This is a genomic window from Burkholderia sp. 572 (assembly GCF_040545135.1).
GTDB classification, from domain to species: domain Bacteria; phylum Pseudomonadota; class Gammaproteobacteria; order Burkholderiales; family Burkholderiaceae; genus Burkholderia; species Burkholderia cepacia.
The window spans coordinates 1-16231 of the sequence record NZ_JBEPLH010000004.1 but is presented as its reverse complement, the minus strand read 5'-3'; the positions used below and the strand labels follow the sequence as shown (position 1 = coordinate 16231).

Below are 16231 nucleotides of genomic sequence, written 5' to 3'. Positions count from 1 at the left end.
GATTTATATATATGAACCTGATTGGCCTGTCAGGAATCTGAAAATTAATTGAACACCTATCGCGACGCCACTATCAGAACGAATAGCAACCCGCTTCGAAAGGCTGAACAATCGGCAGCCGCGCGTCATAAAATGCTCCAGAATCCAGAATAAAAAATCGCATTCCCGGCCCGGAGCGCGTCTCGAAATCAGGCAAACCCAATGCCTCAATTTCCGGTCGCCTTGCTTATTTCTGTCATTCATAAGGTTATGAATTAGAAACTGGCAACTATGTTAGTTGCGCACCAAAAGCGCCATTCAATACAGTCGCGCTGTAGTAAAAAATCCCCCGAATTATCGACAGGAGGGCAGTCCCCATGCATGCGAATACCTGGACGACGAACCGTGACGCCGAGCTGCACCTGCCGTCCCCCGCGGATCTGGCCGGCGCGCTGCAGCCTGCGTTGCGCGCGTCGCGCACGGTTCATCTGGCTCGCCACGCGATCGTCGACGTGTTGAACGGCGCGGACGACCGTCTCGTGGTCATCGCCGGCCCGTGCTCGGTGCACGACCCGGCCGCGGCGCGCGACTATGCGGCACGGCTCGCGCTGCAACGCGCGCGCTTCGCGGACGAGCTGGAAATCGTGATGCGCGTGTACTTCGAGAAGCCGCGCACGACGGTCGGCTGGAAGGGGCTCATCAACGACCCGCTGCTGGACGGCAGCGAACGGATCGACACGGGGCTGCATACGGCCCGCGCGCTGCTGTGCGACATCAACGGCGCGGAGATGCCGGCGGCGACCGAGTTTCTCGATCCGCTGTCGCCGCGCTACCTGGCCGACCTGGTCGCATGGGGGGCGATCGGCGCCCGCACCGTGGAATCGCAGGTGCATCGCGAGCTGGCGTCGTCGCTGCCGATCCCGATCGGTTTCAAGAACGGCACCGACGGCAATGTCCAGGTGGCCGTCGATGCGATGTGCGCGGCCGCGCGCGCGCATCGCTTCCTGTCGGTCGACACGGGCGGCCGGCTATGCGCGGCGGCCTCGCCCGGCAATCCGCATACGCACGTCGTGCTGCGCGGCGGGCGCGAGCCGAATTTCGATGCAGCCGCGGTGAATGCCGCATGCGAACGCATGGCGGCCGCGCGCTGCGCGCCGCGCGTGATGATCGACGTCAGCCACGGCAACAGCCGCCGCCAGTTCCGCAATCAGTTGAGCGTCGGCACGGCCGTCGCCGCGCAGGTCGCGGCCGGCGATACGCGCATCGTCGGCGTGCTGGTCGAGTCGAACCTGATCGAAGGGCGCCAGGATCTCGTGCCCGGCGTGCCGCTGCGCTACGGGCAGAGCATCACCGACGCGTGCCTCTCGTTCGCCGATACCACGCAGCTCCTCGAGACGCTCGCGCACGCGGTTCGTGCGCGCCGGCGCGGCCATGCGCCGGCGCCGGACGTCGAGTTCGCGCACGAGCCGCTCCTCGCGTGCTGCGCATGAGCGGCCCCGCGCGACGCGGTCAGATTTCGGCTTCGTCGTAGATCCGCGTCGCGTCGCCGGCCCACGCGTCGCGATAGCGGGCAAGCCAGTGCTCGGCCTGGGTCGGCGCACCCGCGACGATCTCGTCGAGCGGCGCGAGATACACGGATTCGTCGCGGCCGGCCGCATCCCTGCGCGCCCGCGCGCGCAGGCCGCGATGCGCGATCGCGAGTGCATCGGCGGCAAACGCGCGCAACGGCCGGCCGTCGACCGACGCGCCGAGCCCGAAACGCGGTACGTCGCGCCGCAGGGTCAGCAGCGTGCCGCGGTCGATCGCGGCGGCCAGCGTCTCGGCCTCCGACAGCGCGGTCGGATCGTACAGCAGGCCGGTCCAGAATGCCGACAGCGCGACCATCATGGCGGGCGAACCCGCATCGGCGCCGCGCATCTCGAGGTAGCGCTTGAGCCGCACTTCGGTGAAGACCGTCGTCAGGTGGTCGGCGAAGTCGCCGAGGGTCGGCGTCTCGCCCTCGAGATGCGGAATGCGGCGTCGCATGAAATCGCGGAACGTCCATCCGGTCGCGTCCGCGTAGCGGTCGCCGCGCCGCACGAAATACATCGGCACGTTGTCGAGCAGCCAGCTCACGTAGCGCTCGAAACCGAAGCTGCGCGACAGGAACAGCGCAGGTGCCCCGCAGCGATCCTCGTCGGTGTCGAGCCACGTGTGCGCGCGCGTCGACAGCAGGCCGGTCGGCCTGCCTTCGGCGAACGGCGAGTTCGCAAACAGCGCGGTCGCAACGGGCTGCAACGCCAGCGACACGCGCATCTTGCGCGCCATGTCGCTTTCCGATGCGAAATCGAGGTTGACCTGCACGGTGCAGGTGCGCTGCATCATGTCGAGCCCGCGCGTCCCGACGCGCGGCATGTAGCGCTGCATGATCCCGTAACGCTGCTTCGGCATCCACGGCAGTGCCGCGCGCGCAAGGTGAGGGTGAAACCCCAGCGGCGCGCAGCGCAGGCCGAGCGGTTCGCACGCGCCGCGCACCGCGGCGAGATGCGCATGCAGCTCGGCATGCGTATCGTGCAGCGTTTCGAGCGGCGCCCCCGACAGTTCGAGCTGGCCGGCCGGCTCGAGCGAGATCGCGGCGCCGTCGCGCTGGATCACGCCGACGATCCGCCCGGCATCGACGATCGGCGCGCCGTCGCCTTGCAGCCCCGCGAGCACCGCGGCGATGCCCGACGGCCCGTCGTAAGGCGCGGCTGCGTGCGTCGCACGCGCGACGACGAACTTCTCGTGCTCGGTCCCGATCCGGAACTGCACGGCCGGCTTGCAGCCGGCGGCCAGATGATCGGCGAGCTGCTGCTCGGAGACGATCGGCGTGTGGTCCGACCAAACGGCATTCGACATCGACACCCTCCACAAGTCACATTGAGCGACCGACCGGCCGGTCGCACGGCGACTATAGCGACGTCGATGCGGGTGCTGTACTGGCAGGGGTGATAGGGGCAGGGCCGTATCGCGCTACGGCTGCCTGCGCTTCGCGAAGTAATGCGCGGGCGAATCGCCGAACGCGCGGCGGAACATCGCGATGAAGTTGCTCGGCGTCGCATAGCCCAGCGCGTCGGCGATGTTGGCGACGCTGTCGCCGCTCGCGAGACGTTCGAGCGCATGCGTGAGGCGCGCCTGCTGGCGCCATTGCGCGAAGCTCGTGCCGGTTTCGGCGACGAACAGCCGGCTCAGCGTGCGGGCGGACAGCCCGGCCCATTCGGCCCACGCTTCGAGCGTGCGGCTGTCGTGCGGCTGCCCGAGGATCGCGTTGGCGATGCGCAGCAGCCGCCGGTCGCGCGGCATCGGCAGGTGCAGCGGCTCGTGCGGCGCACGGCGCATCTCGTCGAGCAGCACGACGCTGATGCGTGCCTGCTCGACGTCGAGCCTGTCCTGGTCCGCCCACGACACCGCGCGCCGCACGAGCGCGCGCATCAACTCGGTGATCGCGATCACGCATGGCTGCCCCGGCATCCGCCGGCTTGCGGCCGGTGCGATCACGACGCTCCAGCCGCTCAACGCGCCGCTGATGCTGACCTTGTGCTGCTCGCCGGGCGGAATCCAGCCCGCGCGATGCGGCGGCAACAGCCATGAACCGTGCGGCGTGCGCACGTGCGCGAAACCGCTTTCCACGCAGAACACCTGGCCGCGCAGATGGCTGTGCCAGTCGACCTCGCGGGTGCCGAGCCGGTACGTGTTGCTGCCGTCGTCCTCCCCCCAGACGGCGATCAGTGACGGGCCGTCCTCGCGTTCGCTCGGATCGGAATCGGCGCGCTGCAGGGTGCGCGGTGGAGAAGTGTCTCGGATGGGCATGGCCGGAATTCATTATTTTTTGTCTAAACGACATTATCAGCTTTGCCCGGGGGCGTCCAACAATGCGTGTCGTGTTCAAACCGATACGAAGCAGAGGAATGCGATGCATGCAGCACTTGCTCCCTGGACACGCGATGCCGGCGCACTGCGCGTCATGTCGCGAATCGCCGCCGCCGCCGCGCTCGTCGTGCTCGGCGCGTGCGCGAGCCGCGACGGGCTCGCACCCGCAGGCACGCTGCGCGGCGCCGATACGCTCGCCGCATCGCGCAGCCTCGCGCATGTGCCCGCCGCCGACTGGCCGGCCGCCGACTGGTGGCGTGCGCTGAACGATGCGCAACTGAGCGCGCTGATCGACGAGGCGCTCGCCGGCAACCCCGATCTCGCGACCGCCGATGCGCGCGCACGCGAAGCGCAGGCGCTGGTGATCGAAGCGCGGGCCGCGCGGCTGCCGCATCTCGACGGCCGCGCGAGCGCAAAGGCCGAGCGGCTGTCCGGTACCCAGTTTTCGTCGGGCGAGGGCGGCGGCTTCTTCAGCCACACGCGCGAGGTCAATCTCGGCCTGAGCTGGGATCTCGATCTGTGGGGCGGGCGCCGTGCCGCGTGGGAAGCCGCGCTCGGCGAAGCGCGCGCCGCGCAAATCGATGCGCAGGCCGCACGCGTGCTGCTGTCGGTCAACGTTGCGCGTGCCTACGTGAATCTCGCGTATGCGTTCGATCAGCAGGACGTCGCGCGGGCCGAATACGCGCGCGCCGACGAAGCGCTCACGCTCACGCGCCAGCGCGTCACGAAAGGCATCGACAACGTCGCGCAACAGCGCCAGGCGGAAAGCGAAGTCGCGGCCGCGACGCGCGAGCAGGCACGCACGGCCCAGGCGATCGACAGTGCGCGCATCGCGCTCGCGATCCTGCTCGGCGCCGGCCCCGACCGCGGCCTCGCGCTCGTGCGGCCCGCGCCGCTGCCGACGGCCGCGCTCGCGGTGCCGGCCGACCTTCCGGCCGCGCTGCTCGGCCGGCGCGCCGACCTCGTCGCCGCGCGCTGGCGGGTCGAGGCGGCCAGCCGCAACGTCGCGGCCGCCCGTGCGGATTTCCTGCCCAACGTCAGTCTCACCGCGCTGATCGGGCTCGCGACGCGCGGGGGCGCATCGCTGTTCCAGGCCGCGTCGCGCACCTATAACGCCAGCCCGGCCGTGAGCCTGCCGATCTTCGACGGCGGCGAGCGGCGCGGCGTGCTGCGCAGGCGGGACGCGCAATACGACCTCGCGGTCGCCGGTTACAACAAGACGCTGATCGGTGCGATCGGCGAGGTGGCCGACGATCTGCACCGGCTGGATTCGCTCGCCGTGCAGACCGATGCGCAGCAGCGTGCGTTCGACTCCGCCACCGATGCGTGGCGGCTCGCGGACGCGCGCTATCGGGCCGGCGTCGGCAGCTACCTCGACGCGCTCGTCGTGCGCCAGCAACTGCTGGTCGCGAGCCGCGAGGTCGCCGCGCTGCGCGCGCAGCGCGCGGACCAGTCGCTGCAGCTCGTCGCCGCGCTCGGCGGCGGCTTTCGCGCCGAGCCGGACGACGTCGCGCTCGCCGCCACTCCTTCCCAACGTCCTTGATATCGAACCATGAGCAGCGACAACTCCCTGCAGACTCCCGCGCGGCCGGCCGCCGCCGATTCCGCCAGCGCCCGCCAGCAGCCGGCGGCCGACCACACCGGCGCCCCCCGCGCGCCGGGCGGGCCGGACGCCCGCACGCCACCGGCACCCGGCGGTGCCGCACCCGCGACGCCGCCCGCACCGCCGGCACGGCGCAAGCATCTGGTGCGCGCGCTCGTCGCCGTGTTCGCGCTCGGCATCCTCGGCTGGGGCATCTGGTACGTGATCGTCGGACGCTGGTACGAATCCACCGACAACGCATACGCGCAAGGCAACGTCGTCGAGCTGACGCCGCAGGTGGCGGGCACCGTCGTGTCGATCGACGCGGACGACGGCAACCTCGTCCGCGCCGGCACGCCGCTCGTACGCCTCGACCCGAGCGACGCGCAGATCGCGCTCGCGACCGCGCAGGCCGATCTCGCGGCGACGGTGCGCAAGGTGCGCGGCCTGTACAGCAACGAACGCGGGCTGGCGAACAGCATCGACGGCGCACGCGCCGAACTCGACTCGCGACGCACCGCGCTCGACAAGGCGAAGGCCGACTACAGCCGCCGCGAGGATCTCGGCCGCTCCGGCGCGATTTCACGCGAGGAACTCGCGCATGCACGCGACACGCTGACCTCCGCGCAAAGCGCGTACGCGGCCGCGCAAAGCGCGCTCGCCACGTTGAGCGAGCAGCACCAGACGAGCAAGGCGCTGATCGACGACACCGCGGTCGCATCGCACCCCGACGTGCAGGCCGCGGCCGAACGGCTGCGCGCCGCGTACCTCGCGCATGCACGCACCGACGTCGTCACGCCCGTCACCGGTTATGTCGCGAAGCGCACGGTGCAGGTCGGGCAGCGCGTGTCGCCCGGCGTACCGCTGCTGGCGGTGGTGCCGCTGCGCGAGCTGTGGGTCGATGCGAACTTCACCGAGAAGCAGCTCGAACACATGCGCATCGGGCAGCCGGTCGAACTGACCGCCGACCTGTACGGCGACGCGGTGCGTTATACCGGCCGCGTGCAAAGCCTGGGCGTCGGCACCGGCAGCGCGTTTTCGCTGCTGCCGGCGCAGAACGCGACCGGCAACTGGATCAAGATCGTGCAGCGGCTGCCGGTGCGCATCGAGCTGACGGAGCCGGCCCAGCTCGACGCGCATCCGCTGCGCATCGGCCTGTCGATGCACGCACGCGTCGACCAGCACGACCGCAGCGGCGCGATGCTGTCGCGTCGCGAGCAGCGCGCGCCGGTCTTCCGCACCGACGTGTACCGCGACGAGCTGGCTCGCGCCGACAGCCTGATCGCCGACGTCATCCATGCGAACCTGCCGTCGGCAGCGCGCGCGGAGACGGTGCGATGAGCGGCCCGATGGCGGCCGCCGACAGCGGTTTTCGACCGTCGAGCGTCGGGCTCACGACCTTCGGCCTCGCGCTCGCGGTGTTCATGCAGGTGCTGGACGGCACCGTCGCCAACGTGTCGCTGCCGACGATCGCCGGCAACTTCGGCGTGAGCACGACGCAGAGCGCGTGGGTCGTCACGACGTTCTCGGTCAGCAATGCGATCGCGCTGCCGCTGACCGGGTTTCTCGTCAAGCGCGTCGGGCAGGTGCGGCTGTTCGTGTGGGCGACGCTCGCGTTCACGTTCGCGTCGCTCCTGTGCGGCCTCGCGCAAAACCTGCCGCAGCTCGTTGCGTTCCGCGCGCTGCAGGGCCTGGTGGCCGGGCCGATGATCCCGACCACGCAGGCGCTGATGCTGTCGATCTACCCGCCGCAGCGGCGCGGTTTCGCGCTGTCGATGATCGCGATGGTCACGGTCGTCGCGCCGATCGCGGGGCCCGTGTTCGGCGGCTGGGTCACCGAGCATTACTCGTGGCGCTGGGCGTTCCTGATCAACCTGCCGATCGGCGTGTTCGCCGCGATGTGCGTGTTCGCGCAGATGCGCGCTCGCGTCGAGGCGACCGTTGCCGCGCGCGTCGACTATGTGGGCCTCGCCGCGCTGATCGTCGGCGTCGGCGCGCTGCAGATCGTGCTCGACAAGGGCAACGAAGCCGACTGGTTCAACTCGACGTTCATCGTCGTGATGTCGGTGGTCGCCGCGTTCGGCATCGCGCTGTTCCTGATCTGGGAGCTCAACGAGCCGAACCCGATCGTGAACCTGCGGCTCTTCGCGCATCGCAACTTCGCGGCCGGCACGCTGACGCTCGTGCTCGCGTATTCGGCGTTCTTCGCGGTCAACGTGATCGTGCCGCAGTGGCTGCAGCGCACGCTCGGCTATACCGCGTTCTGGGCCGGGCTCGCCGTCGCGCCGATGGGTGTGATCCCGGTGCTGATGACGCCGTTCATGGGCAAGTACGCGCCGCGCTTCAACATGCGCGTGCTCGTGTGCTGCGCGTTCGCGATCCTCGGCACGTCGTCGTTCCTGCGCGCGGGTTTCGTGCCCGACATCGACTTCACGCACATCGCGCTGATCCAGCTGCTGCAGGGCCTCGGCCTCGCACTGTTCATCATGCCGATCAACAGCATCCTGCTGTCCGACCTGAAGCCGGACGAGATCGCCGCCGGCTCCGGCCTGTCGACGTTCCTGCGCACGCTCGGCGCGAGCTTCGCGGTGTCGATCACGTCGTTCCTGTGGGACCGGCGCGCGATCCTGCACCACGCGCAGCTCAGCGAGCACGTGAGCGCGTTCGATCCCGCCGTACGCGCCGAAGTCGCGCGGCTCGGCGGCGGCGATCCGCAGCGCGCGGCGACGCTGCTGGGCAACCTCGTCGATGCGCAGGCGTACCAGATCTCGTTCAACGACGTTTCGTTCGCGCTCGGCTGCGTGTATCTCGCCGTGATCGCGGTGGTCTGGCTCGCCCGTCCGCCGTTCGGCCCCGGCGCCGCCGCGAAACGATGAAGCGGGCGCCGCGCGGCCCGTTCCGACCCATGCTGTTCAATTCGATGGAGGTTGACCCGATGCCCACCCACCAAGCTGGTGCCATGCCCCCCGACCTGGCGATGCTCGCCGTGTTCGACGTCGCGGAATTTCCGTTCGTCGTCGTGCGCAACGACGCGATCGCATCCGCCGGCTACGCACAGCGCTGGCTCGACGACATGCACGCGCTGATGCGGCACGGCGAGCCGTTTGTCATGATCTTTCCGCCGGCCCGCCCGGATGAAGCGCACGACGACCGCAAGGAACGCGGCATGTGGCTCAAGCAGAACCGAGCCGCGCTCGCCGCGGTCTGCCGTGCGCTCATCACGATCGAACCGGACCCGGCCGAGCGTGAAGCGGCCATCGCGAACGCATCCGGCATCGAAAAGGCGTTCGGCATTCCGTTCGACGTGACGGCGTCGCTCGACGACGCGAGGCAGGCAGGCCGGCGACGTCTGGCCGAGGCGGTCTAGCGCGGCCCGTTCGCGCGCAACGTCTCGAACCGGTTGCGCAAGTCCGCCTGGCTGCAGATTCCAACTAAACGAACGGGGTGGCTTGTATGAATGGACTGGATTGTCTGAAATGGTTGGTACCCGGCGACACGGACGCGTCATGGCAGAGAATGACCGACGCGGCCGCCGGAATGGGGTTCGACAAGGTCGTGCTGATCGTGTTGCCGTTTACCGGCGCGTCGTTCGATCTCGCGCGCAAATGGAGCAGCGGCGTGCCCGGCTGGACGGCGCTGTACCGGCAGCGCCAGTTCGACCGCGTCGACCCGATGCTGCGGCATTGCTTCCGTTCGGCACTGCCGCTCGTCTGGGACGACGCATTGTTCGCGCTGCCGGAGCAGCGCCCGTGTTACGAAGCGGCGGCCGCGTACGGCATGCGCAGCGGCGTCGTGCTGCCGGTGCGCGGCGCGAAGGGGGAGGTCGGCATGCTGTTGTGTGCGAGCACCGACGAGCTCGCCGCCACGCGCGAGCACTGCGACCGCCATCTCGCGGCGCTGACGCTGCTGCGCGACGTCGCGTGCGAAGCGATCGCCGGCACGCGCTGCCATGCACCGCCCGACAGCGTGCCGCGGCTGAGCCGGCGGGAAGTCGAATGCCTGCGCTGGCACGCGGCCGGCAAGACGTCGTGGGAAATCGGCCACATCCTGAACGTGACCGAGTCGTGCATCAATTTCCACTTCATGAACATCCGCCGCAAGTTCAACGTGTCACGTCGGCACGAAGCCGTGCTGCGAGCGGTCGAGTGGGGGCTGATCAGCATCTCCGACGTGACCGTGCCGACCTGATGCGGGCGCATCGTCGAGCCAGCGGTCGAGAAACGCGCTGAGCCACGCGGCCGTCGCGCGGTCGTGCCGCCGGCCTTCGCGTGCCTGCGTCGCGAGATCCTGCGCACCGGGCGCCGACAGCTTGTGCGCGGCGGCCGTACTCCAGCGCCGCATCATCGGATAGCTCACTTCCGGATGAAACTGCACGCCGTATGCGCGCGGTCCGTAGCGCACGGCCTGGTTCTCGAAGTGCTCGCCGGTCGCGAGGATCTCGAGCCCGGCGACGCGTTCGAAGCCCTCGCGATGCCACTGGTAGACGTGCGACGGCCACGACCCGAGGCGCCGGCCGGCGGGCGTCGCGGCGATCGGCCAATAGCCGATTTCCGCGCGCCCGTCGCGATGCGCGATCACGCGGCCGCCCAGGTGGCGGATCATCATCTGCGCCCCCAGGCAGACACCGAGAAAGGGTGCCGCCTCGCGCAGCGGCACGCCGATCCAGTCGATTTCATCCTGAATCCAGCGATCGCCGTCGTTGGCGCTCATCGGGCCGCCGAACACCACGGCGCCCGCATGGTCGGCCAGCGTCGCCGGCAGCGGATCGCCGAGCGGCGGGCGTCGAATGTCGAGCGGATGGCCGCGGGCGGCAAGCAGCCGGCCGATCCGGCCGGGGCTCGACTGTTCGCGGTGCAGGACGATCAGGATCGGACGAAGGGCGGAGTGCGTCATGTCGTGTCGAGAGGGTCGTGAGTTCGTGAAACCGCGAGGCCGTGTGAGTCGTCACGCGCAGAGTCAGCCCGGCTGACCGCGCAACGCGTCGAACGACACCATGACCTGTTCGCGATAGGCGGGGCGTCGGCTCAGGCGGGCATACCAGGCCTCGACGTGCGGCAACGGCGGCCGCTCGACGTCGAGCGAGAAATAGCGGAACAGCGTCGCGCCGGCCGGAATGTCGGCCAGGCCCGGCGTCGCACCGCCCAGGAAGGGCTGGGTCGACAACAACCGGTCGAGCAGCTGGAAATGCGTCGCGCTGCGTGCGGCCTTGTCGCGCACGAGCACATCGTCGCGCCGCTCCGGCGGCGTTCGCACGAGCGCCCAGAACAGCCCGGTCATCACGTCGGGTTCGAGCGCGGTCTGCGACCAGTCCATCCAGCGCTCCGCGCGCGAACGGGCGAACGCGTCGCGGCACCAGAACGGATTGTTCGGCACCCGCGCGGCGAGATAGCGCAGGATCGTGTGCGACTCCCACACGACGTCGCCATCCCAGTCGATCACCGGAATCCGGCAGGTCGGATTCAGCGCCGCGAACGCGGGCGTCTGCAGCGAACCGTGTTCACCGCCTGCCGCGATGTGCCGGTACGGCACGCCCAGCTCGCCGATGAGCCACAACACCTTCTGCACGTTGAACGACGTGCGGCGGCCCCAGACGGTCAGCATCGCGCGGCATCCTCGCAGGCGGCGGCCTGCCGCGCGCACGCCGCATAACGATCGAGACCGGCCGCGAGATCGGCGATCAGGTCGTCCGGGTCCTCGAGCCCGACATGCACGCGCACGCCGCGGCTGCCGGCCGGCCAGCGCGCGGCAAGGCCGTGCGCGTCCAGCTCGAACGGCAGCGCGAGACTCTCGTAGCCGCCCCACGAATAACCGAGCCCGAACAGCGCGAGGTGGTCGAGAAACGCTTCGACCGCGTGCGCCGGCGCCGGCTGCAGCACGACCGAGAACAGCCCCGATGCGCCGCGGAAATCGCGGCGCCACAGCGCATGTCCGTCGTCGCCGGGGAGGGCCGGATACAGCACGCGCTGCACTTCGGGGCGCGTCGCGAGCCAGCTCGCGACCGCCAGTGCGTTGCGCTGGTGTTGCCGCAGCCGCACGCCGAGCGTGCGCAACCCGCGCAGTGCGAGATAGACGTCGTCGGGGCCCGCGCACAGTCCGAGATCGCCGTGCAGCTGCTTCAACGCGGGCCACGCGCGTTCGGTGGCCGACACGGTGCCGAGCATCGCATCGGAATGCCCGACCAGGTACTTGGTGCCGGCCTGGATCGACAGGTCGATGCCGAACGCATGCGGTTGAAAGAAGAGCGGCGTGGCCCAGCTGTTGTCCGCGACGACCAGCGCGCCGTGTGCGTGCGCGAGCCGGACGAGCGCCGGGATATCGTGCATGTCGAACGTATAGGAGCCCGGCACTTCGACATACAGCGCGCGCGTATTCGCACGGAATGCGGCGGCGACGGGCGTGCTGCCGTCGTACCAGGTCGTCTCGACGCCGAGCCGCGCAAGCACGCCTTCGCACGCATGGCGTACCGGGCCGTAGACCGATGCGGTCATCAACAGGTGATCGCCGGGCTTCAGGCACGACAGCAGCGCCAGCGTGCACGCTGACAAGCCCGACGGACACAGCACCGCACCGGCACCGCCTTCGAGGCTCGTCACCGCGCGCTCGAGCGCGTCGGTCGTCGGCGTGCCGCGGCGGCCGTAGATATACGGCTGCGTGCGGTTCAGCAGATCGGACACCGTCGGGCTGAGCACGGTCGACGCATGGTAGACGGGCGGATTGACGAAGCCGTGCCAGGCCGCGCTGTCGCGGCCCGCGTGCGTGAGGCGCGTGTCTTCGTGCATCCGGTCATTCATGCCGTCATGCAGGGTGCCGCCCGGTCGCGACGGGAGTGCGGCGGATTTCAAGGCCATAGCGCACACCGTTCCCAGCACTGACCGTCACGACGGTACGCCTGCCGCGCAAAACGGCGTGCGCTGTCGGCACGCCAGAATTCGGCTTCGTCCGGTGCGAGCGTGTACAGGTGCCAGTCCTCCGACACGAGTGCGGGGTCGGCGGCCAGCCGCGCGAGTTGCGCGTCGATCGCGCGCGTCAGGTCGGCGGGATCGTCGAGCCGTTCGCTTTGCCGGCCGGCCAGGATGCTCGCGCGCGACCGCTCCGGGCGGCCCGCGAAATCGGCGCGGCCTTCGGCGGCCGGCAGCCGCTCGACCGGGCCGCTCAGGCGGACCTGGCTCGCGATCACCGGCCAATAGAACGTCAGCGCGGCGAACGGCCGGTTTTCGATCTGGCGCCCCTTGGGGCTGCGCGTGCTCGCCGCGAAATGCCAGCCGCGTGCGTCGACGTTCAGCAGTACGACGGAGCGTGCGTCGGGCCGCCCGTCCGGGCGGACCGTCGACAGCGTCATCACCTGCGGTTCGACGGCGCCTGCGGCAACGGCCTCGTCGAGCCAGCGTTCGAATTGCGCTTGCGGCGTGTCGGGCCAGTTCTCGGCCGGAACGTGCGGCGCCGCATGCGCGAGGGTTTTCAGCGCCTTCAGGCGCGTGGCGATCGTATCCATGGCGGGCTCAGGCAATGCCGAATTGCGTCGCGCGGGCGATCAGCCGGTGCGCGGCGAGATAGTCGGGGACTTCCGCGAGGAAACCGTCGACGACGGCCGCGGCCACGCGGCGGCCGCCGGACGCGCGCCGGGCGGTGTCGAACGCGTCGATCACGCGACGGGCGAGGGCGACTTCATCGGCCGTCGGCGTCAGCACGCGATTGACGACCGGCACGAACTGCGCGTTGACGATCGCCTTGGCCTGGTATCCGAGGCCGCGCGACACGCGCATGTCGAGCTCCGCGCCTTCGTTGTCGGCATAGCTGTACGGGCAGTCGATCGCGGTGATGCCGACGGCCGCGCATTCGACGCGAAAGCGCGAGCGCACATAGTCGAGCTCGCGGCCCGCGCGGGTGCGCTCGGCCCCCATGTCGGCCACCATGTCCTCGGTCGCGACGAGCACGGCCGACACGCGCGGGCTCGAACGCGCGATCGCCATCGTGTTCACGAGCCCGAGCGTCGACTCGATGTTCGGCACCAGTTCCGTCGAGCCGGGCGCGATATCGTATTCGCGCTCGAAGCGCGTGACGGCTTCGTCGAGCGCGACGACCTGCTCGGGCGTCGCGACGTACGACATCATCACGATGTCCGGCCGGCCGCGCATCGCCGCGCGCAGGTCGTCGATGCCGCCCGCGTCGAGCGGGTTCACGCGCACGGACGCGAGGATGCCGGCATCGCGCCAGCCCGCGAGCACGCGCTCGCTGAGTTCGCGCGCGGCCGGACGCCGGTCCGGCGGCGTAAAGGTCTCGAGTTCCTGGATCAATACGTCCGCGCCGCTCGCGGCGCCGTCGACGAGCGCATCGTGATCGGCGCCGGCGAGGAACAGCCAGGAGCGGCGCAGGCGGGAAGGGCGTCGGTGGGTCGTTGTCATGCTTGGATTCCTGTAGGGTGCGTCGTACGCATGTCGATGGCGGGCGTTCAGCCGGCGCGCATCATCTGGTTGAAGATGTTCTTGCGATGCATTTCCTCGGTTCCGCCGACGCTCATGAAACCCAGCGCGTCCGACGCGAATGCGGCCACCGGCCCGGCCTGGTAGCCGAGGCTGCCGTACAGCCGCACGAGGCCAAGCGCGCCGTCGACGAGATCCTGCGCGCCGACCAGCTTCGCGATCGAGCAGGACATCAGCGCTTGGGGGTGATCCGTCAGCAACTGCGCGAGCGCGCCGCGCGCGAGCCACGTGCCGCGCTCGATGCCGATCTGCAGGTCGACCAGGCGACGCTGCACGTACTGGTGCGCGTCGATCGTGCTGTCGAAGCTGCGCCGGTCGCGGCAATAGGCGATTGCGTCGCGCAGGTACGGCGCCGTCACCTGCGCGGCGACGAGGCCGTAGTAGAGGCGGCCGAGCGAAATGATGTCGATCAGGTTGCCGAGCCCGGCGCCCGGTTCGCCCAGCAGCTGGCCACGCGCGATCGGGCAGTCGTCGAAATGCAGCGCGCCGGTGGGCAGGTCGTCGAGGCCGAGCTTGCGGTCGGGCGCCGCGACGGTCATGCCCGGCTGGTCGCGGTCGACGATCACGAGCGCCGTATTGCGCCGGCCGAGCGTTTCGACACGCGTGACGACGAGGATGAAGCGCGCGAGCGGCGCGTGCGCGATGTTGAATTTGCTGCCGGTCAGCCGGTAGCCGTCGCCGTGCTCGACCAGCTTCGTCGCAATGCTGCGCACGTCGGTGCCGGTGCCCGGTTCGGCGATCGCCGTCGCGCTCAGTTCGCCGCGCAGGATCGCGCCGAAATAGCGGTCCTGCTGGGTTGCCGTGCCGTAGCGTTCGAGCGCGCGCACCATGCCGGCCTGCGCGATCACCGACAGCAGCAGCGCCGGGCGGCGGATCGTCGATGCAAGCCCCTCCAGCGCCGCGGAAAAGTGCCACCAACCGTGACCGTCGCCGCCGTAGGTCTCCGGCACGATCATGTCCCACAGCCCTTCCTGGCCGAGCCGGGTCCAGCCGGCTGCATCGAATCCGGCAGGCGCGCGAGCGTCGCGTTCCGCCGCGGCGATCTCCGTGCCGATGTCGCGAAAGCGCGCGAGCGTCGCATGCTGTTCCTGCGTCCAGTCAAATGGCATCTGTCGTGTCTCCGGTCGAAGCGGCGCGGCCTCGGACGGCGCGCCAGCGATGCCGACAAGAGTAAGGGGGCACGGACGGCGGAGGTACTGGCAGTAGTGGTAGTTGCCGGGCGGGGTGTCGCGGCAGGAGTGGGCGGGCGTGGATCTTCGCAGGGTGCGTTCGAGTGCACGCGTCGCGGTGTGCGCGCATCTCGGTCGGGGCGCGCCGGTTTGATCCCGGCATCGCATTTCATCCCGCGTCGCGGGGCAATATCGAATCGGAGCAGCTGTTCACGGAGCGACTCGTTCTGGCGGTCGGTCATCATCTTCTCACGAAGAAGCGCCGGATCCATGGGAAGCGCTCGACTCGATCCCGTTGGTATTGCTCACTTATTGCCGGGCTTCGCTCGGTGTCCCGATACCAAACATGCCGCGCCATGTTCCCGAAGCCGGGCGACCAGTCGGTGGACCTGTCGGGTCGTCAATATCGATCCGGCTCGCGCATCGTCATGGTGATCGTCCCAGTCGCGTTCATCGCCGGCGCTCCCAAGGGTGCAGGCGATCAACCTTTAGCGGAAACGCGGCATCTGAACTTGGGACCTACACACATGTCGTAGCCATTTCAAGATGTCGTGGCGCCAGCTAAATAGAAATGTCCGGTTTTGAGGTTGGTTTTGCTGCGTTTCTTTCTTCGCTTTAACCGTTACGCAGAGTCGAAGGTCGGCGCCTGAACGGGCAGGGCGCTTACCTTCGCTTCCTCAGCTTTTGCAGACCGACGGCCTGGTTTGTCTGCTGGCTTTGCGGTTTGCCGACGTTGCGCCAGATCGACGATCACATGCTCGACGTCGGCCTGCGTGATCTTGCGTTGCTTCTTCTTACCCGGTTCGGCTTCGTTTCGGTTGGTTCGCGTCGAGTCGCCACGATGCGTTCGAGATGGGGCCTTGCCGATTCGACTGTTATCGCGTTGCGCCTGAAGCGCTTGCGCGATCTGCAGCACGTGACTCAAGCGCTTGTGTTCGACGACGGCACCTTGATCGATTTCAGACAGTCGGTCGTACTGTCTGCAGTCCAACACACGGTCGTCAGCCCGGAGTTCGATCCGTCCATCCGGGTACTCCCACACCTCGATCTGCCGGTCGATCAGCTTCCGGTTGGCCGGCGTGTCCTCCAGCAAGTACATCACTCGGTCGTACTGCACCGTCAGCGACTTCGTT

Annotated in this window: 14 protein-coding genes and 1 pseudogene; 6 read left to right on the top strand and 9 right to left on the bottom strand. The window is 69.1% G+C overall.

Annotated elements, in window-relative coordinates:
* The first annotated feature begins 356 nt into the window (after positions 1-356).
* Positions 357-1469, top strand: coding sequence for a 3-deoxy-7-phosphoheptulonate synthase (locus ABIC51_RS08590; RefSeq protein ID WP_063623142.1), 1113 nt, complete (start codon positions 357-359; stop codon positions 1467-1469).
* 19 nt (positions 1470-1488) lie between these two features.
* Here ABIC51_RS08590 and ABIC51_RS08585 read toward each other — a convergent pair whose 3' ends face one another.
* Positions 1489-2856 carry a glutamate--cysteine ligase gene (locus ABIC51_RS08585; RefSeq protein WP_175899731.1) on the bottom strand — a complete coding sequence of 456 codons (1368 nt, stop codon included), beginning with the start codon at positions 2854-2856 and terminating at the stop codon, positions 1489-1491.
* 114 nt (positions 2857-2970) lie between these two features.
* On the bottom strand, positions 2971-3807 hold the full coding sequence (locus ABIC51_RS08580) for an AraC family transcriptional regulator (RefSeq protein WP_060317777.1): 837 nt from the start codon (positions 3805-3807) through the stop codon (positions 2971-2973).
* 154 nt (positions 3808-3961) lie between these two features.
* On the opposite strand from ABIC51_RS08580, the gene ABIC51_RS08575 reads away from it, so the two are divergent.
* The 5 genes from ABIC51_RS08575 to ABIC51_RS08555 all read left to right on the top strand — a co-directional run bounded on the left by ABIC51_RS08575 (position 3962) and on the right by ABIC51_RS08555 (position 9637).
* Positions 3962-5410, top strand: a complete 1449-nt coding sequence (locus tag ABIC51_RS08575) for an efflux transporter outer membrane subunit (RefSeq protein ID WP_226129736.1) — start codon at positions 3962-3964, stop codon at positions 5408-5410.
* Positions 5411-5419: 9 nt separating this feature from the next.
* Positions 5420-6790 (top strand): HlyD family secretion protein, encoded by a 1371-nt coding sequence (locus ABIC51_RS08570; protein WP_226129738.1) that lies wholly within the window; start codon positions 5420-5422, stop codon positions 6788-6790.
* On the top strand, positions 6787-8325 hold the full coding sequence (locus ABIC51_RS08565; protein ID WP_124671923.1) for a DHA2 family efflux MFS transporter permease subunit: 1539 nt from the start codon (positions 6787-6789) through the stop codon (positions 8323-8325). The genes ABIC51_RS08570 and ABIC51_RS08565 overlap by 4 nt, the downstream gene beginning before the upstream one ends.
* A 59-nt stretch (positions 8326-8384) precedes the next feature.
* Positions 8385-8816: a hypothetical protein gene (locus tag ABIC51_RS08560; protein WP_354006409.1), complete on the top strand. Its 432-nt coding sequence runs from the start codon at positions 8385-8387 to the stop codon at positions 8814-8816.
* Positions 8817-8902: 86 nt separating this feature from the next.
* The gene (locus ABIC51_RS08555) at positions 8903-9637 is read left to right on the top strand and encodes an autoinducer binding domain-containing protein (RefSeq protein ID WP_080982137.1); all 735 of its coding nucleotides are present in this window, start codon (positions 8903-8905) and stop codon (positions 9635-9637) included.
* Here the strand turns inward: ABIC51_RS08555 and ABIC51_RS08550 are convergent.
* The 7 genes and pseudogenes from ABIC51_RS08550 to ABIC51_RS08520 all read right to left on the bottom strand — a co-directional run.
* Positions 9560-10342, bottom strand: a complete 783-nt coding sequence (locus ABIC51_RS08550; RefSeq protein ID WP_081073586.1) for a glutamine amidotransferase — start codon at positions 10340-10342, stop codon at positions 9560-9562. The genes ABIC51_RS08555 and ABIC51_RS08550 overlap by 78 nt on opposite strands.
* 63 nt (positions 10343-10405) lie before the next feature.
* Positions 10406-11050 carry a glutathione S-transferase family protein gene (locus tag ABIC51_RS08545; RefSeq protein WP_063817792.1) on the bottom strand — a complete coding sequence of 215 codons (645 nt, stop codon included), beginning with the start codon at positions 11048-11050 and terminating at the stop codon, positions 10406-10408.
* A complete protein-coding gene (gene metC, locus ABIC51_RS08540) occupies positions 11044-12240 on the bottom strand; it encodes a cystathionine beta-lyase (protein WP_226129742.1) in 1197 nt (398 codons plus the stop codon). Before metC ends, ABIC51_RS08545 begins: the two co-directional genes overlap by 7 nt.
* Before the next feature lie 47 nt (positions 12241-12287).
* Complete coding sequence (locus ABIC51_RS08535) at positions 12288-12941, bottom strand: pyridoxine/pyridoxamine 5'-phosphate oxidase (protein WP_063807470.1); 654 nt, start codon at positions 12939-12941, stop codon at positions 12288-12290.
* Positions 12942-12948: 7 nt separating this feature from the next.
* Complete coding sequence (locus ABIC51_RS08530; RefSeq protein ID WP_059488474.1) at positions 12949-13851, bottom strand: HpcH/HpaI aldolase/citrate lyase family protein; 903 nt, start codon at positions 13849-13851, stop codon at positions 12949-12951.
* 47 nt (positions 13852-13898) lie between these two features.
* Positions 13899-15038, bottom strand: coding sequence for an acyl-CoA dehydrogenase family protein (locus tag ABIC51_RS08525; protein WP_060317771.1), 1140 nt, complete (start codon positions 15036-15038; stop codon positions 13899-13901).
* 682 nt (positions 15039-15720) lie between these two features.
* Positions 15721-16231 (bottom strand): annotated as a pseudogene (locus ABIC51_RS08520) (ISNCY family transposase); the annotation flags it as partial.